The organism is Streptomyces sp. NPDC007863 (genome assembly GCF_040633895.1).
In the GTDB taxonomy this organism is placed as follows: Bacteria; Actinomycetota; Actinomycetes; order Streptomycetales; family Streptomycetaceae; genus Streptomyces.
The window spans coordinates 1-22,362 of sequence record NZ_JBEYEI010000043.1 but is presented as its reverse complement, the minus strand read 5'-3'; the positions used below and the strand labels follow the sequence as shown (position 1 = coordinate 22,362).

24 protein-coding genes and 1 riboswitch are annotated in these 22,362 nt (G+C 72.7%); of the genes, 14 read left to right on the top strand and 10 right to left on the bottom strand.

What is annotated here, in order from left to right:
* Positions 1–1,182 (bottom strand): extracellular solute-binding protein (locus tag ABZ621_RS37035; protein WP_360611495.1); only part of this gene is annotated, 1,182 nt, incomplete at its 3' end.
* Positions 1,183–1,464: 282 nt separating this feature from the next.
* Here ABZ621_RS37035 and ABZ621_RS37030 point away from each other — a divergent pair.
* From ABZ621_RS37030 to ABZ621_RS36995, 8 genes are all read left to right on the top strand, one after another.
* Positions 1,465–2,229, top strand: coding sequence for a GntR family transcriptional regulator (locus ABZ621_RS37030; RefSeq protein WP_189848221.1), 765 nt, complete (start codon positions 1,465–1,467; stop codon positions 2,227–2,229).
* 203 nt (positions 2,230–2,432) lie between these two features.
* Positions 2,433–2,696, top strand: a complete 264-nt coding sequence (locus ABZ621_RS37025; protein ID WP_360611493.1) for a DUF3311 domain-containing protein — start codon at positions 2,433–2,435, stop codon at positions 2,694–2,696.
* The gene (gene mctP / locus ABZ621_RS37020) at positions 2,693–4,294 is read left to right on the top strand and encodes a monocarboxylate uptake permease MctP (protein WP_360611492.1); all 1,602 of its coding nucleotides are present in this window, start codon (positions 2,693–2,695) and stop codon (positions 4,292–4,294) included. The genes ABZ621_RS37025 and mctP overlap by 4 nt, the downstream gene beginning before the upstream one ends.
* Positions 4,295–4,374: 80 nt before the next feature.
* Positions 4,375–4,980 carry a hypothetical protein gene (locus tag ABZ621_RS37015; RefSeq protein WP_360611490.1) on the top strand — a complete coding sequence of 202 codons (606 nt, stop codon included), beginning with the start codon at positions 4,375–4,377 and terminating at the stop codon, positions 4,978–4,980.
* A gap of 18 nt (positions 4,981–4,998) precedes the next feature.
* Entirely contained in the window at positions 4,999–5,502 is a 504-nt protein-coding gene (locus tag ABZ621_RS37010) for a GNAT family N-acetyltransferase (protein ID WP_360611488.1), read from the top strand.
* A 76-nt stretch (positions 5,503–5,578) separates the two neighbouring features.
* A riboswitch (cobalamin riboswitch) is annotated at positions 5,579–5,656 on the top strand.
* A gap of 155 nt (positions 5,657–5,811) precedes the next feature.
* On the top strand, positions 5,812–8,187 hold the full coding sequence (locus ABZ621_RS37005; protein ID WP_360611487.1) for a ribonucleoside-diphosphate reductase subunit alpha: 2,376 nt from the start codon (positions 5,812–5,814) through the stop codon (positions 8,185–8,187).
* Positions 8,187–9,203, top strand: a complete 1,017-nt coding sequence (locus tag ABZ621_RS37000; protein WP_360611485.1) for a ribonucleotide-diphosphate reductase subunit beta — start codon at positions 8,187–8,189, stop codon at positions 9,201–9,203. The genes ABZ621_RS37005 and ABZ621_RS37000 overlap by 1 nt, the downstream gene beginning before the upstream one ends.
* A gap of 89 nt (positions 9,204–9,292) precedes the next feature.
* The gene (locus tag ABZ621_RS36995) at positions 9,293–9,436 is read left to right on the top strand and encodes a hypothetical protein (protein ID WP_158983351.1); all 144 of its coding nucleotides are present in this window, start codon (positions 9,293–9,295) and stop codon (positions 9,434–9,436) included.
* A 60-nt stretch (positions 9,437–9,496) separates the two neighbouring features.
* On the opposite strand, the gene def is transcribed toward ABZ621_RS36995, so the two are convergent.
* The 8 genes from def to ABZ621_RS36955 form a co-directional block, all read right to left on the bottom strand.
* Positions 9,497–10,147 carry a peptide deformylase gene (gene def / locus ABZ621_RS36990; RefSeq protein ID WP_360611482.1) on the bottom strand — a complete coding sequence of 217 codons (651 nt, stop codon included), beginning with the start codon at positions 10,145–10,147 and terminating at the stop codon, positions 9,497–9,499.
* Positions 10,148–10,213: 66 nt separating this feature from the next.
* The gene (locus tag ABZ621_RS36985) at positions 10,214–11,194 is read right to left on the bottom strand and encodes a hypothetical protein (protein ID WP_031013187.1); all 981 of its coding nucleotides are present in this window, start codon (positions 11,192–11,194) and stop codon (positions 10,214–10,216) included.
* A 79-nt stretch (positions 11,195–11,273) separates the two neighbouring features.
* The gene (locus ABZ621_RS36980) at positions 11,274–12,581 is read right to left on the bottom strand and encodes an HD domain-containing protein (RefSeq protein ID WP_360611480.1); all 1,308 of its coding nucleotides are present in this window, start codon (positions 12,579–12,581) and stop codon (positions 11,274–11,276) included.
* Positions 12,578–13,933: an HD-GYP domain-containing protein gene (locus ABZ621_RS36975; RefSeq protein WP_360611497.1), complete on the bottom strand. Its 1,356-nt coding sequence runs from the start codon at positions 13,931–13,933 to the stop codon at positions 12,578–12,580. The genes ABZ621_RS36980 and ABZ621_RS36975 overlap by 4 nt, the downstream gene beginning before the upstream one ends.
* Before the next feature lie 121 nt (positions 13,934–14,054).
* On the bottom strand, positions 14,055–14,381 hold the full coding sequence (gene rsrA, locus ABZ621_RS36970) for a mycothiol system anti-sigma-R factor (RefSeq protein WP_360611478.1): 327 nt from the start codon (positions 14,379–14,381) through the stop codon (positions 14,055–14,057).
* Positions 14,378–15,034 (bottom strand): sigma-70 family RNA polymerase sigma factor, encoded by a 657-nt coding sequence (locus tag ABZ621_RS36965; RefSeq protein WP_189946678.1) that lies wholly within the window; start codon positions 15,032–15,034, stop codon positions 14,378–14,380. The genes rsrA and ABZ621_RS36965 overlap by 4 nt, the downstream gene beginning before the upstream one ends.
* Before the next feature lie 251 nt (positions 15,035–15,285).
* The gene (locus tag ABZ621_RS36960; protein WP_360611476.1) at positions 15,286–15,921 is read right to left on the bottom strand and encodes an alpha/beta family hydrolase; all 636 of its coding nucleotides are present in this window, start codon (positions 15,919–15,921) and stop codon (positions 15,286–15,288) included.
* Between the two features lie 53 nt (positions 15,922–15,974).
* On the bottom strand, positions 15,975–16,790 hold the full coding sequence (locus ABZ621_RS36955) for an SOS response-associated peptidase (protein WP_360611474.1): 816 nt from the start codon (positions 16,788–16,790) through the stop codon (positions 15,975–15,977).
* A 49-nt stretch (positions 16,791–16,839) separates the two neighbouring features.
* Here ABZ621_RS36955 and ABZ621_RS36950 point away from each other — a divergent pair, with 49 nt between their 5' ends.
* The 4 genes from ABZ621_RS36950 (at position 16,840) to ABZ621_RS36935 (ending at position 20,318) form a co-directional block, all read left to right on the top strand.
* Entirely contained in the window at positions 16,840–17,523 is a 684-nt protein-coding gene (locus ABZ621_RS36950; RefSeq protein ID WP_360611472.1) for a M50 family metallopeptidase, read from the top strand.
* Positions 17,524–17,543: 20 nt separating this feature from the next.
* The gene (gene aroA, locus ABZ621_RS36945) at positions 17,544–18,887 is read left to right on the top strand and encodes a 3-phosphoshikimate 1-carboxyvinyltransferase (RefSeq protein ID WP_360611470.1); all 1,344 of its coding nucleotides are present in this window, start codon (positions 17,544–17,546) and stop codon (positions 18,885–18,887) included.
* Positions 18,888–18,890: 3 nt separating this feature from the next.
* Positions 18,891–19,901 carry a ribosome small subunit-dependent GTPase A gene (gene rsgA / locus ABZ621_RS36940; protein ID WP_360611468.1) on the top strand — a complete coding sequence of 337 codons (1,011 nt, stop codon included), beginning with the start codon at positions 18,891–18,893 and terminating at the stop codon, positions 19,899–19,901.
* Positions 19,902–19,994: 93 nt separating this feature from the next.
* Entirely contained in the window at positions 19,995–20,318 is a 324-nt protein-coding gene (locus ABZ621_RS36935) for a multidrug efflux SMR transporter (RefSeq protein WP_169087028.1), read from the top strand.
* On the opposite strand, the gene ABZ621_RS36930 is transcribed toward ABZ621_RS36935, so the two are convergent.
* Positions 20,210–20,845 (bottom strand): TetR/AcrR family transcriptional regulator, encoded by a 636-nt coding sequence (locus ABZ621_RS36930; RefSeq protein WP_360611465.1) that lies wholly within the window; start codon positions 20,843–20,845, stop codon positions 20,210–20,212. The two genes, ABZ621_RS36935 and ABZ621_RS36930, sit on opposite strands and share 109 nt — an antisense overlap.
* A gap of 134 nt (positions 20,846–20,979) precedes the next feature.
* Here ABZ621_RS36930 and hisN point away from each other — a divergent pair, with 134 nt between their 5' ends.
* Entirely contained in the window at positions 20,980–21,792 is an 813-nt protein-coding gene (gene hisN, locus ABZ621_RS36925; protein WP_360611463.1) for a histidinol-phosphatase, read from the top strand.
* A gap of 137 nt (positions 21,793–21,929) precedes the next feature.
* Positions 21,930–22,316 carry a CBS domain-containing protein gene (locus tag ABZ621_RS36920; protein WP_169087041.1) on the top strand — a complete coding sequence of 129 codons (387 nt, stop codon included), beginning with the start codon at positions 21,930–21,932 and terminating at the stop codon, positions 22,314–22,316.
* The last annotated feature ends 46 nt before the right edge of the window (positions 22,317–22,362 follow it).

Genomic DNA, 22,362 nt, shown 5'->3' with positions numbered 1-22,362 from the left:
GTCGGTCTCGACGTTCGCCCAGCCGCCGGTGATCGGGGTGATGCGACCGACCTCGGCGACCTTCACCATGGCCTCGGCGAAGGAGCCGGCCTCGGGGGTGACCTGCGCGGAGGTGTCGACGGGGATGATGCCGCCCTTGTTGGCGGTGCCGTACGACTGGAGCTGCTTCTTGTTCGTGACGAAGGCCAGCCACTCCTTCGCGAGCTCCTGGTTCTTGGAGCGCTCGGCGACGGCGAGGTTCGAGCCGCCGAAGAAGACGGAGCCCGGCTTGTCGGCCGTCTTGCCCGGGATCGGGAAGTAACCGAAGTCGGCCTTCTTGCCGGCCTTCTCGATGGCGGCGATCGCGCCGCCGGCCTCCCAGCCGAGACCGATCCAGGAGGAGACGCCGCCCTTGGGGACGATGTCGACGGACTGCTGCGGGGTGGCCTCGTCCTTGTCCTTCGGAGCGGTCGAGAAGGACTGCAGCTCCTTGTAGAAGTTCATGGCGGCGGCGGCCTGCGGGGTGGCCAGGCCACCCTTCCACTTGTCGCCGTCCTTGACCGCGAGCTCGCCGCCCTCGTCCCACAGGAAGCCGGCGAGGACGTACCAGCTCTGGCCCGGGAGGTAGATGGGCTGCGACTTGGCGTCGGCGGCCTTGAGCTTCTTCAGGCCGTCGATCCACTCGGTGCGGGTCTTCGGCGGGGTGACGCCGGCCTTCTTGTAGGCGGCCTTGTCGTAGATCACGACGCGGCTGGCGGCCCACCACGGAGCGGCGTAGAGCTTGCCGTCCAGCTCGGCCGAGGGCAGCATGCCCTTGCTCCAGTTGTTGTAACCGAGCTTGTCCTTGTCGCCCGAGAGGTCGGCGAGACCGCCGGTGACGGCGTAACCCGTGGTCTGGGTGTTGCCGAGCTCCAGGACGTCCGGCGGGGTGTCCTCGGAGAGGGCCGTGGTGACCTTGGTCTGGATGTCGGTCCACTGCTGGACCTCGACGTTGACCTTGACGCCGGGGTGGGCGGCCTCGAACTCCTTGTTGACGCCGTCGATCCACTCCTTGGGAGCGGAACCGTCCATGACCCAGACGGTGAGCGACTTGTTGCCGCCCTCGGCCTTGTCCTTCTTGTCACCGCTGTCGGAACCGCCACACGCGGCAATAGAGACCATCATGCCCGCGACGCCGATCGCCGCGATGAGCTTGCGCTTCACGCCACCCTCCTCAGGGATGCCTGCAACCCCTGCCCACCGCGCGAAGACATACGTCAGGTAGTGCTCGTGGGGCTGGGACCTGGTCTTTAATGGTTTAGACCAGTACCCGGAGCTTGGCCTAGACCTTTAGGGGTGTCAAGGGTGTATAAGAAGGGCAGTCGCGTCCGTTATCGGACCGACACCTGAGGGAGGCCGACGACCCGTGACCGGTCCGTGCCACCATGTGAGCCGCGACAGACGGAGGAGCCGGTGACGGCAGCAGCACAGTCGGGAAGGCAGGCCATGGCCACGGAGGCGGGCAGCACGGAGACAGAGGGCGGGGCGGCGACCCGCACCGCGCGCGTGCCCAAGTACTACCGGCTGAAAAGGCACCTCCTCGACATGACGGAGACCCTGCCGCCCGGTACCCCGGTGCCGCCCGAGCGGACGCTCGCGGCCGAGTTCGACACCTCGCGCACCACCGTGCGCCAGGCCCTCCAGGAACTGGTCGTCGAGGGCCGGCTGGAGCGCATCCAGGGCAAGGGCACCTTCGTGGCGAAGCCCAAGGTCTCCCAGTCCCTCCAGCTCACCTCGTACACCGAGGACATGCGCGCCCAGGGCCTCGAACCCACCTCGCAGCTCCTCGACATCGGATACGTCACCGCCGACGACACCCTCGCCGGGCTGCTCGACATCTCGGCCGGCGGCCGGGTGCTGCGGATCGAGCGCCTCCGCCTCGCGAACGGCGAACCGATGGCGATCGAGACCACCCATCTTTCGGCCAAGCGCTTCCCCGCGCTGCGCCGTTCGCTGGTCAAGTACACCTCGCTCTACACCGCGCTCGCCGAGGTCTACGACGTGCATCTCGCCGAGGCCGAGGAGACCATCGAGACCTCCCTCGCCACCCCGCGCGAGGCGGGCCTGCTCGGCACCGACGTCGGCCTGCCGATGCTGATGCTCTCCCGTCACTCGCTGGACGCCCAGGGCGAGCCGGTGGAGTGGGTGCGCTCGGTCTACCGCGGCGACCGCTACAAGTTCGTCGCGAGGCTCCAGCGGCCGAACGGCTGAAAATCGATCTGAACCCGTACCCCGGCGCATCCGTGTGATGTGTCGGGGTACGTCGTTTTCGGCCAGAACCAGGAGGACATCGGGTTTCGCTCGAATGTCCTCCCCGATACAAGTCCGTTATTCGGACCAGGGTTCCCAAGGGCTGGACGGTCCCTTAGATTTCCACGGCATCAGCCGGTGATCAGCGAGGGGACTTCTTCACCATGTCAGAAACCGGAACCGGGAAACAACCGGTCGTCACACCGGCCAGGGTCGTCATCGCGCTCTGCCTCATCGCCCCGTTCGTGGCGATGCTCTGGGTCGGTTCCTACGCGAAGGTCGATCCCCTTCTCGCCGGCATCCCGTTCTTCTACTGGTACCAGATGCTGTGGGTGCTGATCGCGACCGCGCTCACCGTCGTCGCGTACAAGCTCTGGCAGCGCGACCAGCGCGCCCGCCGCGTCCGTGAGGGTGGTGAGGAGCGATGAAGGACGTCAACGTCGTCGCGCTCAGCGTGTTCGTGTTCTTCTTCCTGGCCGTCACGGTCATGGGCTTCCTCGCCGCGAAGTGGCGGAAGGCGGAGAACGAGAACAGCCTCGACGAATGGGGCCTGGGCGGCCGCTCGTTCGGCACCTGGGTGACCTGGTTCCTGCTCGGCGGAGACCTCTACACCGCGTACACCTTCGTCGCCGTCCCGGCGGCCATCTACGCGGCGGGCGCGGCCGGCTTCTTCGCCGTCCCCTACACCATCCTGGTCTACCCGCTGATCTTCACCTTCCTGCCGCGCCTCTGGTCGGTGTCGCACAAGCACGGCTACGTCACCACCTCCGACTTCGTCCGCGGCCGCTTCGGCTCCAAGGGCCTCTCGCTCGCGGTGGCGGTCACCGGCATCCTCGCCACGATGCCGTACATCGCGCTCCAGCTCGTCGGCATCCAGGCCGTCCTGGACGTGATGGGCGTCGGCGGCGGCGAGAACACCCACTGGTTCATCAAGGACCTGCCGCTGCTCATCGCCTTCGGCGTGCTCGCCGCGTACACCTACTCCTCGGGTCTGCGCGCCCCGGCGCTCATCGCCTTCGTCAAGGACACCCTGATCTACATCGTCATCGCGGTGGCGATCGTCTACATCCCGATCAAGCTGGGCGGCTTCGGCGAGATCTTCGCCGCCGCCGACGAGAAGTTCACCACCGCCAAGGCCGGCGCGCTCGTGCCCGGCGAGGCCGGACAGTGGACGTACGCGACGCTCGCCCTCGGCTCCGCGCTGGCGCTCTTCATGTACCCGCACTCCATCACGGCGACCCTGTCGTCCAGGAGCCGCGAGGTCATCCGCCGCAACACCACCATCCTGCCGCTGTACTCGCTGATGCTGGGTCTGCTCGCGCTGCTCGGCTTCATGGCGATCGCCGCCGGGATCAAGGTCCAGAACGGCCAGCTGGCCATCCCGCAGCTCTTCGAGGACATGTTCCCCGCCTGGTTCGCCGGCGTGGCCTTCGCCGCCATCGGCATCGGCGCGCTGGTGCCCGCCGCGATCATGTCGATCGCCGCGGCCAACCTCTTCACCCGGAACATCTACAAGGACTTCATCAAGCCCTCGGCCACCCCCGAGCAGGAGACCAAGGTCTCCAAGCTGGTGTCCCTCCTGGTGAAGGTCGGCGCCCTCGTCTTCGTCCTCACCATGGACAAGACCGTCGCCATCAACTTCCAGCTCCTCGGCGGCATCTGGATCCTCCAGACCTTCCCCGCCCTGGTCGGCGGCCTCTTCACCCGCTGGTTCCACCGCTGGGCGCTGCTCGCCGGCTGGGCCGTCGGCATGGCGTACGGCACGATCGCCGCGTACAACGTGTCGACGCCGAAGCAGAAGCACTTCGGCGGCTCCTCCGCCGAGATCCCCGGCATCGGCGAGATCGGCTACATCGGCCTCACCGCCTTCGTGCTCAACGTCCTGGTCACGGTCGTCCTCACCTTCGTCCTCAAGGCCGTCAAGGCCCCCGAGGGCGTCGACGAGACCTCCCCGTCGGACTACACGGCCGACTCCGGCGACGCCGGCGTCCGCACCAAGCTCCCGAAGGTCGGCGCCGGCCACTGAGCCGCCCCGCACCACCCCGCAGGCCGCCCGCCTCCCCAGGCCGGGCGGCCTGCCGCGTCCCCACCCACCGAAAGGCCCCCATGCGACCGCGGACCACTCCCCCGCAGCTGCTCCTGCTCGCCGTCGGCCTCTCCGCGCTCGTCGGCTGCGGCACCGTGACGGCCGGCGACCCGCCGGCGCCCGACCGCGCGGCCCTGGAGGCCCGCGCCCGGTACGCCCAGACCCGCGTCGAGCACGTCTACGTCACCGAGGCCGAGGGCTACGCGCCGGCGCTCCAGTCCGCCGGGGTCGTCGGCGACGACGGCTTCCGGATCGTGTACGTGAACAAGGACGGCGGCGACGTCACGCTCAGCGCCGAACGGCGGCCGTTCCGCGCCGAGGAGTGCGTGGCCGGGCCCCCGGACGGCGACGGCTGCGAGGCCGAGGGCGACGGCTGGTACCGCCGCGCCGGCGACCGGCACGCCTACCTGCGCAACGAGAACGGGCTGCGCGTCGAGGTCGACGCCCCGCTCACCGTCCCCCGCGAACTGCTGAAGCAGGCCGCCGCCAAGGCCCACCGGGCCGACGACGCCGAACTCGACGCCGTGCTGCCGAAGTCCACCGGTCCGGGCGGGTCCGTGGAGCGCGGCGACCTGCCGCCGGTCGGCGACGGGGCGCCCGACAACTCGGTGGGCGCGAGCGGCTGATCAGGGCAGACTGCGGGCATGGACTTCACGATCAGGGCCGTACGGCCGGAGGAGTACGAGGAGGTGGGCGAGCTCACCGCCCGCGCCTACCTCGACGACGGACACCTCACCTTCGGCGAGGACGACGACTACCTGCCGGTGATGCGGGACGTCGCCCGGCGGGCCGTCGAGGCCGAGGTACTGGTCGCCGTGGACCCCGCGGGGACGCTGCTCGGCGCGGTCACCTTCACGGCCGGCGGCGGGGAGTGGGCGGACATCGCCGGCCCCGACGAGGCCGAGTTCCGGCTCCTCGCGGTGACCCGGGCGGCGCGCGGCCGGGGCGTCGGAGAGGCGCTCGTCCGGGCCTGCGTCGACCGGGCACGGGCCCTCGACGGCTGCGTCCGGCTGGTGCTGTCCACCCAGGACCGGATGACGGACGCCCACCGGATCTACCGCCGGCTGGGCTTCGTCCGGGTCCCCGAGCGGGACTGGAGCCCGGTTCCGGACCTGTCGCCCCTGTGGGCGTTCTCCCTGGACACCTGAGCGAGAGGACACAACATGTGGGGGGTGCCGAGATCGGCGCCCCCCACATGTATGCTCGTGCTCGCTGTCGCCGCAGGGGAATCCGGTGCGAATCCGGAACTGTCCCGCAACGGTGTGCTTCGTGCGCTTTTCGCACGGAGGGAGTCCGAGGACCTGCCGACGGTGCGCCCGGTCCGTCCGTTCCGGGTGCCGACGACGTCCGGGCCTCGCGGAATGGGCCGGTGGACGCGGGCGCTTCCGTGCGTGCGGAGGCCTGCCCGCCCCCCCTCCCCCGCCGTGGCCCCGGGCCGAGCGAGGGAGAGCCCCCACGTGACCATCGCGCCTGCGGGTCCGTCAGTTGCCGAGGCCGCCGCGAGCGAGAGCGACGGCCCCGGGACCGTACTGCTGCGGACCCTGACCGACCTCACCGCCGACCTCCCCGACACCGACCCCGGCCGGGTCGCCGCCGCCGCGCTGCGCGGCCGGCACGCCGGCTCGGACGAGGCGGAGCTGCGCGAACTGGCCACCGAGGCCGCGGCCGGACTCATCTCCGAGGACCCCGCCTACTCCCGCCTCGCCGCCCGCCTGCTCACCCTCACCATCGCCGAGGAGGCCGTCTCCCAGGGCGCCGTCTCCTTCTCCGCCTCGGTCGCCACCGGCCACCGCGAGGGCCTGATCGCCGACCGCACCGCCGCCTTCACCGCCCTGCACGCGGACCGCCTGGACGCGCTGGTCGACCCGGCCGCCGACGACCGCTTCGGCTACTTCGGCCTGCGGACCCTCTACTCGCGCTACCTGCTGCGCCACCCGATCACCCGCAAGGTCATCGAGACCCCGCAGCACTTCATGCTCCGGGTCGCCGCGGGCCTCGCCGAGGACGACAGCGTCCGCGCCCTGGACGAGGTGGCGGCGCTGTACGGCCTGATGAGCCGCCTGGACTACCTGCCGTCCTCCCCCACGCTCTTCAACTCGGGCACCCGGCACCCGCAGATGTCCTCCTGCTACCTCCTGGACTCCCCGCAGGACGAGCTGGACTCCATCTACGACCGCTACCACCAGGTCGCGCGGCTGTCGAAGCACGCCGGCGGCATCGGCCTGTCGTACTCCCGCATCCGCTCGCGCGGTTCGCTGATCCGCGGCACCAACGGCCACTCCAACGGCATCGTGCCCTTCCTGAAGACCCTGGACGCCTCGGTCGCCGCCGTGAACCAGGGCGGCCGCCGCAAGGGCGCCGCCGCCGTCTACCTGGAGACCTGGCACGCGGACATCGAGGAGTTCCTGGAGCTCCGCGACAACACCGGCGAGGACGCCCGCCGCACCCACAACCTGAACCTCGCCCACTGGATCCCGGACGAGTTCATGCGCCGGGTCAACGCGGACGCCGAGTGGTCGCTCTTCTCCCCCGCCGACGTGCCCGAGCTGGTCGACCTGTGGGGCGAGGAGTTCGACGCCGCGTACCGCGCCGCCGAGGCGAAGGGCCTGGCCCGCCGCACGATCCCGGCCCGCGACCTGTACGGCCGGATGATGCGGACCCTGGCGCAGACCGGCAACGGCTGGATGACCTTCAAGGACGCCTCGAACCGTACGGCCAACCAGACCGCCGAGCCCGGCACCGTCGTCCACTCCTCCAACCTCTGCACCGAGATCATCGAGGTCACGAACGACGGCGAGACGGCCGTCTGCAACCTCGGCTCGGTCAACCTCGGCGCGTTCGTGGCCGACGGGGACATCGACTGGGAGCGGCTCGACGAGACCGTCCGCACCGCGGTCACCTTCCTCGACCGGGTCGTCGACATCAACTTCTACCCGACCGAGCAGGCCGGGAACTCCAACGCGAAGTGGCGCCCGGTGGGCCTGGGCGCGATGGGCCTCCAGGACGTCTTCTTCAAGCTGCGGCTGCCCTTCGACTCGGCGGAGGCGCGCGCGCTGTCGACGCGGATCGCCGAGCGGATCATGCTCGCCGCGTACGAGGCGTCCGCCGACCTCGCCGAGCGCAACGGGCCGCTGCCTGCCTGGGAGCGGACCCGTACCGCCCGGGGCGTGCTCCACCCGGACCACTACGGCGTCGAGCCGCACTGGCCGGAGCGCTGGGCGGCCCTGCGCGAGCGGATCGCCGCGGTCGGCATGCGCAACTCCCTCCTCCTCGCCATCGCGCCGACGGCGACGATCGCGTCGATCGCCGGCGTGTACGAGTGCATCGAGCCGCAGGTCTCCAACCTCTTCAAGCGCGAGACGCTCTCCGGCGAGTTCCTCCAGGTCAACTCGTACCTGGTCGCCGAGCTGAAGGAGCTCGGCGTGTGGGACGCGCAGACCCGCGAGGCACTGCGCGAGTCGAACGGCTCGGTGCAGGGCTTCACCTGGGTGCCGGCCGAGGTCCGCGACCTGTACCGCACGGCGTGGGAGATCCCGCAGCGCGGTCTGATCGACATGGCGGCGGACCGCACGCCGTTCCTCGACCAGTCGCAGTCGCTGAACCTGTTCCTGGAGACGCCGACCATCGGCAAGCTGTCGTCGATGTACGCGTACGCCTGGAAGCGCGGTCTGAAGACGACGTACTACCTGCGCTCGCGCCCGGCCACGCGGATCGCCCGCGCTGCCTCCGCGTCCGCCGCCGCCACCGCCCCGATCCCCGTCCAGCAGGCCGCCGACCCCGAGGCCGTCGCCTGCTCCCTGGAAAACCCCGAGTCCTGCGAGGCCTGCCAGTGATGAGCACCAACGAGAACAAGAACCTCCTGGACCCGGGCTTCGAGCTCACCCTCCGCCCGATGCGCTACCCGGACTTCTACGAGCGCTACCGGGACGCCATCAAGAACACCTGGACCGTCGAGGAGGTCGACCTCCACTCGGACGTCGCCGACCTCGCCAAGCTCACCCCGGGCGAGCAGCACATGATCGGCCGCCTCGTCGCGTTCTTCGCGACCGGCGACTCGATCGTGGCGAACAACCTGGTGCTGACGCTCTACAAGCACATCAACTCCCCCGAGGCGCGGCTCTACCTGAGCCGTCAGCTCTTCGAGGAGGCCGTCCACGTCCAGTTCTACCTGACCCTCCTGGACACCTATCTGCCCGATCCGGAGGACCGCGCGGCGGCCTTCGCCGCGGTGGAGAACATCCCGTCGATCCGCGAGAAGGCGCAGTTCTGCTTCCGCTGGATGGACTCGGTGGAGAAGATCGACCGCCTGGAGACGCAGGCGGACCGCCGCCGCTTCCTCCTCAACCTGATCTGCTTCGCCGCCTGCATCGAGGGCCTGTTCTTCTACGGCGCCTTCGCCTACGTGTACTGGTTCCGCTCCCGCGGCCTGCTGCACGGCCTGGCGACCGGCACCAACTGGGTGTTCCGCGACGAGACCATGCACATGAACTTCGCCTTCGAGGTCGTGGACACGGTCCGCAAGGAGGAGCCGGAGCTCTTCGACGACGAGCTGCGCCGGCAGGTCACGGACATGCTGCGGGAGGCCGTCGAGGCGGAGCTCCAGTTCGGCCGCGACCTGTGCGGCGACGGCCTGCCCGGCATGAACACCGAGTCCATGCGCGAGTACCTCCAGTGCGTCGCCGACCAGCGCCTGGTCCGCCTCGGCTTCGCCCCGGTCTTCGGCTCCGAGAACCCCTTCTCGTTCATGGAGCTCCAGGGCGTCCAGGAGCTCACCAACTTCTTCGAGCGCCGCCCCTCCGCCTACCAGGTGGCGGTCGAGGGCACGGTCGACCTGGACGAGGACTTCTGACCTCCGGATGTGCAGGTTTCGGCCGGGGTGCGGGGACTGACCTAGAGTTGATCTTGTAGTCCGTCACACCACTTCACGGGGGGATCTCCATGACCCGCAAGGCCCGCGCCCTCACCACCGCCGTCCTCACGCTCCTGCTGGTCGGCGGCGCCGCCGCCACCGCCTCGGCGGGCGACATGAGCTGGCAGTCCGTGCCCGTCACCGTCCTGGGCGATGACATGGGCTGGCAGTAGGACGTACGCCGAAGGGCCCCGCACCACACGGTGCGGGGCCCTTCGGCGTAGGCGCGGAGGTCAGTCGTTGGCGACGACCGGGTAGCGCGGGGTGCCCTCTTCCATCTGGCGCAGCGCGTCCTTGCGGTCGCGCTTGGAGAGCTTGTCGATGTAGAGGAAGCCGTAGAGGTGGTCCGTCTCGTGCTGGAGGCAGCGGGCGAAGTAGCCGGTGCCGCGGACCTTGATGGGGTTGCCGTGCAGGTCCTGGCCGTGGACCTCGGCGAAGTCGGGGCGGGCCAGCTCCGCGTAGGCGGTGGGGACCGAGAGGCAGCCCTCGTTGGAGTCGTCCAGGTGGCGGCGGTCGGCCGGCAGCTCCTGGAGCACCGGGTTCACGACGTGGCCGGTGTGGCGGACGCCCTCGTCGTCGGGGCAGTCGTAGACGAAGACCTTGAGGCCGACGCCGATCTGGTTGGCGGCGAGGCCGACGCCCTCGGCCGTCTTCTGGCTGGCGAACATGTCGTCGACCAGGGCGGCCAGTTCGGGGCCGAACTCGGTGACGTCCTTGCACTCGTGGTGCAGCACCGGGTTGCCGACGACCGTGATCGGGCGGGAGGTGCCCCGCTCGCGGTGCGCGAGCTCACGCGCCTCGCAGTCCTCCGTGTCCACGATGTAGCCGTCGTCGTCCAGGGCGTAGCCCGTGAAGATCTGCTCGCCCGACTCCTGCTGCGCCATGTGCCGCCGCGCCTTCCTGAAAACCCGATTCCGTCGGGGACAGCCTACGGGGCCGGGGCGGAAGGCTCAGCAGACCTCTTCGAGATCGCGCCATTCCCGGCTGTCGGGGCTGTCGGCGACCCAGCCGTCGAGGAGCCCGCGGACCAGGTCGGCCGGGGCGGCGATGCCGCACTCGCGCTCGGGCACCCACAGCTCGCCGGGCGAGCGGTGGCCGAGCGGTCCGGGGTGGCCGGGCTCGCTGTGGTCGTGCGGGTCGACGTGGTCGCCCTCGCCCTCGGCGCTGGGCATGGTCGACTCGGAGCAGGCGCGGCACAGGAGCCGTACCGACGAGGACCAGTCCTCGGCGGCGAAGCCGGCCTCGGCGGCGAGCTGCTCCAGGGCGTCCCGGTCGGCCTCGGTGGCGGCCTCCAGGAGGACGACCCAGGTGGGGACCGGGGAGGGGGCCCACAGCTCGATCTCGTCGAAGACGGGGTAGGAGGGGCCGGCGGTGGTGGTCCGCTCGCCGTTCGGGACGCCGTCGTGGAGGACGACCTCGCCCCAGCGGCGGCCGGAGGACGGCAGCGGGATGGAGAGGACCTCGATGCGGGCCGGGTCGAGCCGGCGGCCCCAGACGACCTCGGCCTCGCCTTCGGGCGAGAGGCGGACGGCGGCGCTGCCGAGCTCCATGCCGGCGGGCTCGCCGGTGGCGGAGGAGGCCCCGGGGACCTTCAGGCCGTACGCCTGCCAGGCGCGGCGGGCCAGCGGCCAGTCCTGGAGGGCGGTGGCGGCGATGCCGACGTTCCACCAGTCGGGGGCGCCGGTCTCCTTGTCGAGCAGGGCGACGGCGCGCAGTCCCGCGGCGCGGGCCTGCTCCCAGTCGTGCCGGAACTTGTGCAGCAGCGCCAGGTTGAACCAGGACTCGGAGAGCCAGGGCTCCAGATCGGCCGCCCGGGTGAGCAGCGCGCCCGCGTCCTCGTACCGGCCGTCGCCGATCAGCGTGAACGCGCGGTCGGTGGCCTGCCGCCACGAGGCGGAGGGCCGATGCCGTACCTTCCCGAAGATCCTCACGATTCCCGCCTGCCGGTCGCTTCACCCTCTTGTTCGCATCCAACCATGCCGGGTCGGACGCGCGCTCATTACCCATGGGTTACCCCGTGGGGGACGAGGTCACCCCAGGGGCTCCGTCGCGGGCGAGGACCCGGGCCAGACCGGCGACGACCTCGGGGTGGTGGTCGCGGGCGGTGCCGAGCCTGAGCGTCTCCAGGGCCTCCAGGGCGGCGCCCGCGTCCTCGCCCGCGAGGTCGTCGTAGGCGTTCACGGTGCGGACGATCCGGGCCGGCAGCGGCTGCTCGCGGTACGGGTCGGCCTGCCGCTCGACGACGTGGGCGACGGCCGCGGGGACGCCGGTCATCCGGACCACCTCGCCGCCGAGCAGGGCGATCCTGCGCTGGTCCTCGGCGGGCAGCGGCGCGGTGGCGCCGCCGGGGACGGGGTCGAGGAGGGAGAGCTGGCCGATGTCGTGCATGAGGGCGGCGTACTCCAGGACGGTCAGTTCGGAGCCGCCGAGGCCCAGCTCGCGGCCGACGGCGGTGGCGAGGGCGGCGACCCGGCGGGCGTGCCCCGGTGGGGTGCAGCCGGCGATCTCGGTCGCCCGGGCGAGGGAGGCGATCGTCTGCCGGTTGACGGTGCGGACGGCGGCGTACCGGCGGTACGAGATCTGGGTGAGCAGCAGCGGCACGGCGAGGACGGGCAGTGCCCAGAGTCCGGCGGCGGCGACGCCGAGGGCCATGACGACGCCGGTGGCGCAGACGGCCGAGCCGATGCCGAGGAGCGCGCGCAGTTCGTCGCGGAGGAGGGGGCCGTACGGGTAGGCGGTGCGGGCGCGCAGCAGCAGGGCGGCGAGGACGGCGTCGCAGAGGCCGGTGAGGACGAGGACGAGGAGGAGGAAGAGGACGTAGGGGGCGCCGGTGCCGAGGGGGCCGGTGAGGGCGCCGGCGTTGTAGAGCGGCTGGAAGCAGAGGGCGGCGAAGCCGACGGTGAGGACCCGGCGGGCGAGGTGGTCGGGGTCGGGGCCCCGGTCGTCGTCCCGGGCCCGGCGGCGGGCGACGTGGGGCACGATCCCGGCGAGGCCGGCGGCGCAGACGACGGCGACGGTCTGGAGGACGCCGTGGGTGGTCGGTGTGCCTGCGTCGGCGCCGAGCAGGGCGTAGGCGAGGGCGGCGGCCGCGGCGAGCGGGGCGGGTTCGCTCCCCCGCAGTGCCTCGCTCGCGGGAGGTGCCCCCGCGCCGGGGCGGGCGCCCCGGCGGGCCAGTTCACCGAGGGCGACGAGGGCGCCGAAGGCGAGGGCGTTGCCGGGTTCGGCGAGGCCGTGCCAGAGGGTGTGGGCGAGGCCGGCCGCGCCGAGGAGGAGGGCGGCGGCGCGGACGGAGCCGACGGTGGCCGCGCCCGGTCTCACGCGGGCTCCTTCGGCTGGGGCGCGAGCGGTCCCGGGGCGCGGGGCGCGGGGACCTGTGTACCGGCTTCGTCGGCGGTGACGGCGGTCCGCCAGCCCCAGCGGTCGAGCGCGCGGACGAGGGCGGCGACCATCCGGGGGTCGAAGTGGCTGCCGGCGCACCGCTCCAGCTCGGCGAGGGCGGTGGCGACGGGCCGGGCGCGGCTGTAGGAGCGGGTGGAGGTCATGGCGTCGAAGGCGTCGGCGACGGCGACGACGCGGGCGCATTCGGGGATCTCCTCGCCGCGCAGTCCGTAGGGGTAGCCGGTGCCGTCGATGCGTTCGTGGTGGTGGAGGACGGCGGCGCGGGCGTCGCCGAGGAAGCCGATGCCGCGGACCATCTCGTGGCCGTACTCGGGGTGGAGTTCGATGATCCGGCGCTCCTCGGGGGTGAGCGGGCCGTCCTTGCGCAGGACGCGGGTGGGGACGCCGAGCTTGCCGACGTCGTGGAGGATGCCGGCGAAGCGGACGGTGTCGAGCCGGTCGCCGTCCATGCCGAGCTCACGGGCGATCAGGACGGAGGCGTGGCCGACGCGTTCGCTGTGGCCGCGGGTGTAGCTGTCCTTGATGTCGACGGCCTGGACGAGGGCGCGGATGGTGGCCTGGTGGGCGGCGCGCTCGTGGTGGTACTGGGCGAAGACCCAGCAGGAGAGGTACATGGGCAGCAGGACGAGGAGGGCGGCGGCGGGGCCGTGGGGGCTGCGCCAGAGGACGGCCATCATCAGGCCGACGAGGCCGTGGACGAGGTGCGGGGCGAGGGCGCGGCCGAGGAGTCCGCGCCAGGCGGCGCGGGGCGGCAGGCCGTCGGCGGTGGCGCGGATGCCGCCGTCGAGGGCGGTGAGGACGAGGCAGAAGGCGAGGGCCGCGCCGAGGGCGGGGAGCAGCGCGTGGGGTAACGCGCCGGCGGGGGTGGCGGGGGCGTCGAGGGCGGCGGCGGTGTGGGCGGCGGCCCAGACGGCGAGGGCGGTGGCGGCGGCGCGCCAGGTGCGGCGCCAGCGGGCGGGGGGTTCGTCGACGCGGGCGAGGAGGCCGCCGGGGAGGGCGGTGAGCACGGCGGCGGCCGGCGGCAGCAGCAGGGCGGCGGCGAGCAGCACCGGGTAGAAGGAGCCGGTGCCCATGGGGACGGAGCCGCCGGCGGAGCGGCCGAGGAGGCGGCAGCGGGCGGGCAGCTCGCAGAGCGCGTACAGGGCGGCGAGGAGGCCCGCGGTCGCCCAGGGGGTGGGCGACGGGGGGAGGAGCGCGGGCAGGGCGCACGCTCCGGCGCCGAGGGCGGCGCAGACGATGTACGCGCGGGCCGTTCGCGGGAGGGGCTTCACGACCGTCACGCGGTGCACGCTAGCGAGGACGGCGGCCGCTCAAGGCGGGCCGCCGTCGATTCCTACCATCGGGTGATACAAGCTGACGGATGCGCGGCGGAGGACCCGCACACCCGTCCGGTCACTCCTGGGCGGCCGGGGTCTGCGGCGTCTGCGCCTCGGGGGCGACCGCGTCCTGCTCGGGCACCAGGTGCCCGGCGCGGATCAGGTCGATCCGGCCCATGACCTTGGCGCGCAGGTCGGTGGGGACCTCGTCGCTGCCGCAGCAGCGCTTGACGAGCTTCTTCACCGCCTGCTCCAGGCCGTACTTCTCCAGGCACGGGGAGCATTCCTCGAAGTGCACCTCGAACTTGGTGCACTCACCGTCGGGCATCTCCCGGTCGAGGAACTCGTAGAGATGATCGAGGACTTCCGAGCAGTCCGTCTCGTGCGGGTCTCCGCAGCTCATGAGTCCGCGCCTTTCAGATCCTTGGACGACTCTCCGGCGCCGGCGGGGACGAGGCCGCGCTCGCGGGCGTAGTCCTCGAGCATGCCGCGGAGCTGGCGGCGGCCCCGGTGCAGGCGGGACATCACCGTACCGATGGGGGTCCCCATGATGTCGGCGATCTCCTTGTAGGCAAAGCCCTCGACGTCGGCGAGGTAGACCGCGATGCGGAACTCCTCGGGGATCGCCTGGAGGGCCGCCTTCACGTCCGAGTCGGGGAGGTGGTCGAGGGCCTGCGACTCGGCGGAGCGCAGTCCGGTCGACATGTGCGACTCGGCGCGGGCGAGCTGCCAGTCCTCGATCTCCTCGGCCGCGCTGCGCTGGGGCTCGCGCTGCTTCTTGCGGTACGAGTTGATGAAGGTGTTGGTGAGGATGCGGTACAGCCACGCCTTGAGGTTGGTGCCCTCGCGGAACTGGTGGAAGGAGCCGTACGCCTTCGCGTAGGTCTCCTGCACGAGGTCCTCGGCGTCCGCGGGGTTGCGCGTCATCCGCAGCGCGGCGGAGTACATCTGGTCGAGGTAGCCGAGGGCGTCCCGCTCGAAGCGCGCGTTGCGCTCCTCGGTCGTCTCCTCGGGGCCGTCGTCGGTCCCTGTGTCGGTCCCAGTGACCGGACCCACCTCCTCCAGCGCGGTGACGGGGCCGGTGCCGGACCCGCTCGTTTCGGAGGATAGACGAGGATCGGCTCCGCCCGCCGCCCGAATAGGGGCGGCCTTGGGGGCGGGCAGCACGGTCCAGTCGAGCTCCGCGGACCTGGCCCGCTCCGGGCAGATGGTCGAACCCATGCGACGGACTCCCTCTCTCGCTTCTCACACCGACGCTCTCCACAACAGCGCCCCGGGTCCCGGCATTCCCGGGGCGGCGGTGGGGGTCAGCGCAGGGCGGCGAGCCAGTCGGCGACGGCTCCGACGATGCCGCGGACGGCCTCGTCCTGGTCGACCGGGGCGCGCTTGGGGACGGCGAAGCCGTGGTCGCCGTACGGGATCTCCACGAGTTCGTACGTGCCTCCGGACGGGAACTCGGCGGGCTTGCCGAAGGGGTCGTTGCCGCCCTGGACGACGAGGGTGGGCAGGCCGGCGGAGAGGAGTTCGGCGGCCCGGGAGCTCTCCGGCCTGCCCGGCGGGTGGAGCGGGAAGCTCAGGGCGAGGACGGCGGCGGCGCCGAGCTCGGCGCCGGTGCGGCAGGCGACCCGGGCGCCGGCGCTGCGGCCGCCCGCGACCACGGGGAGGCCGGGCTTCGCGAGGGCGGGCCAGAGCCCGCGCCAGCCGGTGTCGAGGGTCTTCGGCGCGGGCGCGACCTTCTTGCCCGCGACCCGCCAGGGCTGCTCGACCAGGGCGACGGTGACGCCGTGGGCGGGCAGGGCTGCGGCGAGGGCGGCGAGGTCGCGGGCCTCGGTGCCGCCGCCCGCGCCGTGGCCGAGGGCGAGGACGCGGCGGGCCTCGCGGGCGGGGTGCCAGGTGATGCGGGCCTCACCGGCGTCGGTGGGCACGGTCTCGATCTTCGTCACGTCCCCATCCTGCCGCCGGGAGGCCGTTCCCCGCGCCCGCCGGACGACGTGTGTCAGAACAGCGTGCCGAGCTCCGGTCCCGCCAGCTCGGCGAGCAGTTCGGGGCCGTTGTTGCGGACGTTGCTGACGGCGGTGGCGACCGGGAAGGCCCGCATCAGGCCCTCCGGCGGCGGCGCGAGCAGGGCGCGCAGCTCGTCGGGGCCGGTGGTGGCCGGGTCCAGCCAGGCGTCCCAGCGGTCCTCGGTGAGCATCAGCGGCATCCGGGGGTGGATCTCGGCGAGCGAGCCGGGGCCCTCGGCGGGGGCCACGCCGAGCGGCGCGGTCTCCGCCTCGGTGGTGATCACCGAGCAGGTGGCCCACCAGGCGTGCGGGTGTTCGGCCGGCAGCGCGGGGTCGCGCCAGAACTCGTACAGGCCCGCCATGGCCATGACGGACCCGTCGGCGGGGGTCACGAAGTACGGCTGCTTGCGGGGCCGCTTCTTCTTCCCCTCGACCTCCAGGTCGCGCTCGGCGGCGCCGGTCACCCACTCGTAATAGCCGTCGGCGGGCAGGATGCAGCGGCGGGACTGGAAGGCGCGCTTGAAGGAGGGCTTCTCGTGGAGGGTCTCGGCCCTGGCGTTGATCATCCGGGCCGCGCCCTCCGGCGACTTCGACCAGGACGGGACCAGTCCCCACTTCAGCGCGCGCAGCTGGCGAACCGGACGGCGGCTCTCCGCGTCTTTCAGAGGGCGTTCGAGAACGACGTGGACCTCCTTGGTGGGGGCCACGTTCCAGTCCTGCTCCAGGGTCTCCGTCGGCTCCCACTTCTCGATCCCGAAGGTCTCGACGAGATCCTCGGGGCGCCGGCCGGCCGCAAATCGTCCGCACATGCGTGCCACACTGCCACGATCCCCGAGCCCGAGAGGAGCGGACCGAAGGATGGACCTCTTCAGCCCGCAGGCCGCCCCGCCCGAGTGGCTGGTGATCGCCACCGGCGTCGCCGCGCTCGCCGTCACCGTGCCCCGCCGGATCTGGCTGCTCGCGCGGAACGCGATCACCATCGCCCACGAGGGCGGCCACGCCCTGGTCGCGCTCGCCTGCCGCCGCCGGCTGCAGGCGATCCGGCTGCACTCGGACACCAGCGGCCTCACCGTCACCCGGGGCCGCCCGACCGGCCTCGGCGTCGTCCTCACCCTGGCCGCCGGCTACACGGCGGCCCCGCTGCTCGGCCTCGGCGGGGCGGCGCTGCTCGGCGCGGGCCTGGTCGCCGTGCTGCTGTGGGCGGCGACGGGGCTGCTCCTCGCGGTCCTGGTCATGGTCCGCAACGCGTACGGGATCCTCAGCGTCGTCCTCACCGGCGGGCTGTTCGTGCTGGTGTCCTGGCTGGCCGCGCCGGAGGTCCAGGCCGCCTTCGCGTACGCGGTGGTGTGGTTCCTGCTCCTGGGCGGGGTCCGGCCCCCCTTCGAGCTCCAGTCCACGCGCCGGCGCGGCGGGGCGCCCACCTCCGACGCCGACCAGCTCTCCCGGCTCACCCATGTGCCCGCCGGGGTGTGGCTGGCCTTCTTCCACGTCGTGTCGCTCAGCTGCCTGATCGGCGGCGCCACCTGGCTTCTCGGTCTCTGACACCCCCGTACAGTGAGGGCATGACCGCAGCTTCCCCCGCGCACCCCGATCCGTCGCACTCCGCAGCCCAGGACCTGTGGCCCGCTCCGTACGCGAGCGGCCCCGTCGACGCGACCGTGACCGTGCCCGGCTCGAAGTCGGTCACCAACCGCGCCCTGGTGCTCGCCGCGCTCGCCGCCGAGCCCGGCTGGGTGCGCCGCCCGCTGCGCTCCCGCGACACCCTGCTGATGGCAGAGGGGCTGCGCACCCTGGGCGTGAAGATCGACGAGGGCGTGGGTCCGGACGGCAGCGGCGAGGCCTGGCGGATCATCCCCGCCCCGCTGCGCGGCCCGGCGACGGTCGACGTCGGCAACGCCGGCACGGTCATGCGCTTCCTGCCGCCGGTGGCCGCGCTCGCCGACGGCCCGGTCCGCTTCGACGGCGACCCCCGCTCCCACGAGCGCCCGCTGCACGGGGTGATCGACGCGCTGCGCGCGCTCGGCGCCCGGATCGACGACGAGGGCCGCGGCGCCCTCCCGATGACCGTGCACGGCACGGGCGGCCTGGAGGGCGGGGTCGTCGAGATCGACGCCTCCTCGTCCTCCCAGTTCGTCAGCGCGCTGCTGCTCTCCGGCGCCCGCTTCAACCAGGGCGTCGAGGTCCGGCACGTCGGCGGCCGGCTGCCGTCGATGCCGCACATCCGGATGACCGTCGACATGCTCCGCGCGGTGGGTGCCAAGGTCGACGAGCCGGAGCACGGCGGCGCCCCGGACGTGTGGCGGGTGGCCCCGTCGGCGCTGCGCGGCCGCGACCTGGTCATCGAGCCCGACCTGTCGAACGCGCAGCCGTTCCTGGCGGCGGCTCTGATCACCGGCGGCCGGGTGACCGTCCCCGACTGGCCGGCCCGCACCACCCAGCCCGGCGACGAGCTGCGCCGGATCTTCACCGAGATGGGCGGCGCCTGCGAGCTCACCGACGCCGGTCTCACCTTCACCGGCACGGGCCGGATCCACGGCATCGACGTGGACCTGGGCGAGGTCGGCGAGCTGACCCCCGGCATCGCGGCCGTCGCCGCCCTCGCCGACTCCCCCTCGACCCTGCGCGGGGTGGCGCACCTGCGGCTCCACGAGACCGACCGGCTCGCGGCGCTCACCCGGGAGATCAACGGCCTCGGCGGTGACGTCACGGAGACCGAGGACGGCCTCCACATCCGCCCGCGCCCGCTGCGCGGCGGCGTCTTCCACACGTACCACGACCACCGGATGGCGACCGCGGGCGCGATCATCGGTCTCGCCGTGAAGGGCGTGGAGATCGAGGACGTGGCGACGACGGCCAAGACCTTGCCGGACTTCCCGGGGATGTGGACCGAAATGCTCGGAGCCTGAACGATGCGGCGCTACGGCAAGCACACCGACGAGGACGACATCCGCCAGCGGCCCAACCGCAAGGGCACCCGGCCCCGCACCTCCATCCGCCCCAAGCACGAGGACGCCGTCGAGGGCATGGTCCTCACCGTGGACCGCGGCCGGCTGACCTGTCTGGTCGAGGACCGGACCGTGATGGCGATGAAGGCCCGCGAGCTGGGCCGCAAGGCGGCCGTCGTCGGTGACCGGGTCTCCCTGGTGGGCGACCTGTCCGGCGAGAAGGACACCCTGGCCCGGATCGTGCGGATCGGGGAGCGGGACTCGGTGCTGCGCCGCACGGCCGACGACGACGACCCGTACGAGCGGGTGGTCGTCGCCAACGCCGACCAGCTCGCGATCGTCACCGCGCTCGCCGACCCCGAGCCGCGCCCCCGGCTGATCGACCGCTGCCTGGTGGCCGCGTACGACGGCGGCCTGGAGCCCTTCCTGGTGATGACGAAGTCGGACCTGGCCCCGCCGGAGAAGCTGCTGGAGCTCTACGGCGACCTGGACATCCCGTACGTGGTGGTGAACCGCGAGGAGCTGTACGACGGCGGCGCGGCGGACCGGGTGCGGGAGCACCTGGGCGGGCGGGTCACCGCCTTCGTCGGCCACTCCGGCGTCGGCAAGACGACGCTGGTGAACGCGCTGGTGCCGGTGGAGAAGCGGCGGATCACCGGCCATGTGAACGCGGTGACCGGCCGCGGCCGGCACACCACCACCTCGGCGCTCGCGCTGCCCCTGGACGCCGCCGAGGGCTGGGTCATCGACACGCCGGGCGTGCGCTCCTTCGGCCTGCACCACGTCGACCCGGCCCGGGTCATCCTCGCCTTCCCGGACCTGGAGCCGGGCACGGAGAAGTGCCCGCGCGCGTGCAGCCACGACGAGCCGGAGTGCGCCCTGGACGCCTGGGTGGCGGAGGGGCACGCGGATCCGGCGCGGCTCTTCTCGCTGCGGCGGCTGCTCGCCACCCGGGAACGCCGCGAGGGCGACTGACCGCTCCGCCGCCGGTGTTTACGCCCGCGCCCATGCCGGTATGGACATAACCGCACAAGTGCGAGGAATCCGACCGGGCGGGAGGCGGGAACGATGGCGTGGCTGCTGGTGGTGGTCGCCGGGATCCTGGAGACGGGGTTCGCGGTCTGCCTGAAGCTCTCCCACGGATTCACCCGGCTCTGGCCGACGATCGCCTTCGCGTGCTTCGCCCTCGGCAGCTTCGGGCTGCTGACCCTCGCGCTGCGGAAGCTCGACGTGGGGCCCGCGTACGCGGTGTGGACGGGGATCGGGGCGGCCGGCACCGCGATCTACGGCATGGTCTTCCTCGGCGACGTGGTCTCCACGCTCAAGATCGTCTCGATCACGCTGGTCATCGCGGGGGTCATCGGCCTCCAGCTGTCCGGCTCCGCGCACTGACCCTCCGGCGGCAGCTCCGGGGCCACCACATGGCTGACGGCGAGCCGCAGCGCCAGCTCGCAGCCGGCCGCCCACCGCTCCCCCGCGCACAGCGCCGTCGTGGCGAGCAGCTCCCCCGGCGCGGGCGGCCCGGCGTCGGCCCTTCGCTGCGCCGGTACGGGGGCGGGGCGGGCGCCCGGCCGGGCCGGGCGGGGCCGGGGCAGGCCCTCGGTCCAGGCGCCGGTGAGCAGCGCGCGCAGTATCGGCCGGTCGCCGGCCCGGGCGACGGTCCACGCGGCGACGGCCGCGAGGGCCCGCGGGGGCGGCTCCTGGGCCGCGAGGAGGCGGCGCACGCCGGCGAGGTAGGCGTCGGCCTCGTGCCGGACGAGGGCGCGGGCCAGCCCCTCCTTGCTGCCGAACTCGTTGTAGAGGGTCTGCCGGGAGACCCGGGCGGCGACGGCGAGGTCGGCCATCCGGACGGCGGACCAGGAGTGCCGCGCCAGGGCGGCGAGAGCGGCGTCGAGGAGGGCCTCGCGGGCGGTCGGCATGGGCGCCTCCGGACCGGGACGGTGGCCCCCCAGCGTCGGCAGGCCGCACCGGCGCTGTCAAGGGACGGGAGGGTTCGCACGGCCGCGCGAGACGGTCCGGCGGGCGGCGTCCGGGCGGCGCTAGAGTGCCGGACATGGCCGATTACCACGATGACCTGCGTCTTGCCCATGCCCTCGCGGATGCCGCCGACGCGGCCACCATGGCCCGCTTCCGGGCCCTCGACCTCAAGGTCGAGACCAAGCCCGACATGACCCCGGTGAGCGAGGCGGACCGGGCCGCCGAGGAGCTGATCCGCGCCGGGCTGCAGGAGGAGCGGCCCGGGGACGCGATCCTCGGCGAGGAGTACGGCGTCGAGGGCACCGGCCCGCGCCGCTGGGTGATCGACCCGATCGACGGCACCAAGAACTACGTGCGCGGGGTGCCGGTGTGGGCGACCCTGATCGCGCTGATGGAGGAGGGCGAGACCGGCTTCGAGCCGGTGGTCGGCGTGGTGTCGGCGCCCGCGCTCGGCCGCCGCTGGTGGGCGGCGAAGGGCCTGGGCGCCTTCACGGGCACCGGACCCGAGTCGGGGTCCCGGATCGGGGTGTCCCAGGTGGCCTCGCTGGCCGACGCCTCGTTCGCGTACTCCTCGCTGAGCGGCTGGGAGGAGCGCGGGAAGCTGGACGCCTTCCTGGACCTCACGCGCGCGTGCTGGCGGACCCGGGCGTACGGCGACTTCTGGCCGTACATGATGGTGGCCGAGGGCACGGTCGACCTGTGCGCGGAGCCGGAGCTGTCGCTGTGGGACATGGCGGCGGTGGCGATCGTGGTGCAGGAGGCCGGCGGCTCGTACACCGGCCTGGACGGCCGGCCCGGCCCGCACAGCGGGAACGCGGCGGCCTCCAACGGCCTGCTGCACGAGGAGCTGCTCGGCCGACTGGGGTCCGCGGGGACGCCCGGCGCCTGAACGCGCTCCCGTCCGCCCCGGGGGACGCCTTGCGCGCCCCCTTGTCGGACCCCTCTCCCGGTGCAACTCTGGAGCCCCCACTTGTGCATTTGTGAACCGCTCCTGAGGGGCGGTTCGCCGAGGAGGTGGCTCCATCCATGCTCGTCCGTGACGCCATGAGCACGGTGGTCCTCACCATCGGACCCGCCCACACACTCCGTCAGGCCGCCCGGCTGATGTCGGCCCGCCGGGTCGGCGCGGCCGTCGTCCTGGACGGCGACGCCGGGCTCGGCATCCTCACCGAGCGCGACATCCTCAACTCGCTCGGCCGGGGAGAGGACCCCGACCGGGAGCCGGCCGGCTCCCACACCACCCACGAGGTGGTCTTCGCCGCCCCCGGCTGGACCCTCCAGGAGGCGGCCGAGGCGATGACCCGCGGCGGCTTCCGCCATCTCGTGGTCCTCGACGACCTGGGACCGGTCGGCATGGTCTCCGTCCGCGACATCATCCGCTGCTGGCTGCCGGCCCACAGCGTGGCCGACTGAAATTCCCCCCGCTGTTACCCTGAGCCTCATGAGCGACCTGTTGGAA

Excerpts from the sequence above, each read along its gene's own strand:
- ABZ621_RS37010 (WP_360611488.1), top strand. The coding sequence starts at position 4,999 with ATGGACTTCACGATCAGGGCCGTACGGCCGGAGGAGTACGAGGAGGTG.
- ABZ621_RS37015 (WP_360611490.1), top strand. The coding sequence starts at position 4,375 with ATGCGACCGCGGACCACTCCCCCGCAGCTGCTCCTGCTCGCCGTCGGC.
- ABZ621_RS36995 (WP_158983351.1), top strand. The coding sequence starts at position 9,293 with ATGACCCGCAAGGCCCGCGCCCTCACCACCGCCGTCCTCACGCTCCTG.
- ABZ621_RS36920 (WP_169087041.1), top strand. The coding sequence starts at position 21,930 with ATGCTCGTCCGTGACGCCATGAGCACGGTGGTCCTCACCATCGGACCC.
- mctP (WP_360611492.1), top strand. The coding sequence starts at position 2,693 with ATGAAGGACGTCAACGTCGTCGCGCTCAGCGTGTTCGTGTTCTTCTTC.
- ABZ621_RS37030 (WP_189848221.1), top strand. The coding sequence starts at position 1,465 with ATGGCCACGGAGGCGGGCAGCACGGAGACAGAGGGCGGGGCGGCGACC.
- ABZ621_RS36955 (WP_360611474.1), bottom strand. The coding sequence starts at position 16,790 with ATGTGCGGACGATTTGCGGCCGGCCGGCGCCCCGAGGATCTCGTCGAG.
- aroA (WP_360611470.1), top strand. The coding sequence starts at position 17,544 with ATGACCGCAGCTTCCCCCGCGCACCCCGATCCGTCGCACTCCGCAGCC.
- def (WP_360611482.1), bottom strand. The coding sequence starts at position 10,147 with ATGGCGCAGCAGGAGTCGGGCGAGCAGATCTTCACGGGCTACGCCCTG.
- ABZ621_RS37025 (WP_360611493.1), top strand. The coding sequence starts at position 2,433 with ATGTCAGAAACCGGAACCGGGAAACAACCGGTCGTCACACCGGCCAGG.
- ABZ621_RS36950 (WP_360611472.1), top strand. The coding sequence starts at position 16,840 with ATGGACCTCTTCAGCCCGCAGGCCGCCCCGCCCGAGTGGCTGGTGATC.
- hisN (WP_360611463.1), top strand. The coding sequence starts at position 20,980 with ATGGCCGATTACCACGATGACCTGCGTCTTGCCCATGCCCTCGCGGAT.
- ABZ621_RS36930 (WP_360611465.1), bottom strand. The coding sequence starts at position 20,845 with ATGCCGACCGCCCGCGAGGCCCTCCTCGACGCCGCTCTCGCCGCCCTG.
- rsrA (WP_360611478.1), bottom strand. The coding sequence starts at position 14,381 with ATGAGCTGCGGAGACCCGCACGAGACGGACTGCTCGGAAGTCCTCGAT.
- rsgA (WP_360611468.1), top strand. The coding sequence starts at position 18,891 with ATGCGGCGCTACGGCAAGCACACCGACGAGGACGACATCCGCCAGCGG.
- ABZ621_RS37000 (WP_360611485.1), top strand. The coding sequence starts at position 8,187 with ATGAGCACCAACGAGAACAAGAACCTCCTGGACCCGGGCTTCGAGCTC.
- ABZ621_RS36935 (WP_169087028.1), top strand. The coding sequence starts at position 19,995 with ATGGCGTGGCTGCTGGTGGTGGTCGCCGGGATCCTGGAGACGGGGTTC.